At 72.4% G+C, this 704-nt stretch carries 1 protein-coding gene; it reads left to right on the top strand.

The features are described from left to right. Positions 1 to 704 (top strand): methyl-accepting chemotaxis protein (locus GT007_RS22090; RefSeq protein WP_236571806.1); only part of this gene is annotated, 704 nt, incomplete at both ends.

Raw genomic sequence — 704 nt, 5'->3', positions numbered from 1 at the left:
GGCTTCGAGGGCCAGATCGGCGAGCTGACGGGCATGCTGTCCTCCGCCTCGACGGAGCTGGAGGCGACGGCGCGTTCGATGAGCAACACGGCGGCCAGCACGAATGACCAGGCGGGCACGGTGGTCACCGCCGCCAGCCAGGCCAGCGAGGGCGTGCAGGTGGTGGCGGCCGCCGCCGAGGAGCTGACGGCCTCGATCCATGAGATCAGCCGGCAGGTGGCACAGGCGGCCGGCGTGGCGGGCCAGGCGGTGGCCGACGCCCGCGCGACGGATGAGACGGTGCAGGCGCTGTCGCAGGGCGCGCAGAAGATCGGCGATGTGGTGCGGCTGATCACGGACATCGCGGGGCAGACGAACCTGCTGGCGCTGAACGCGACGATCGAGGCGGCGCGCGCGGGTGAGGCGGGCAAGGGCTTCGCGGTGGTGGCGAGCGAGGTGAAGAACCTGGCGAGCCAGACGGCGAAGGCGACGGAGGAGATCGGGGGCCAGATCTCCGCGATCCAGTCCGCGACGCAGCAGGCGGTGACGGCGATCGGCGGCATCGGTCGGCGGATCGAGGAGGTGAGCCAGATCGCGATGGCGATCGCGGCGGCGGTGGAGCAGCAGAGCACGGCCACCGGCGAGATCGCGCGGACGGTGCAGCGGACGGCGCAGGCGACGGATGCCGTGAGCCAGAACATCGCGGCGGTGAGCCAGGGTTCGGG

Source organism: Rhodovarius lipocyclicus, from assembly GCF_009900765.1.
GTDB classification, from domain to species: domain Bacteria; phylum Pseudomonadota; class Alphaproteobacteria; order Acetobacterales; family Acetobacteraceae; genus Rhodovarius; species Rhodovarius lipocyclicus.
The sequence above is the reverse complement of the archived record's forward strand: the minus strand, read 5'-3'. Positions and strand labels throughout refer to the sequence as shown.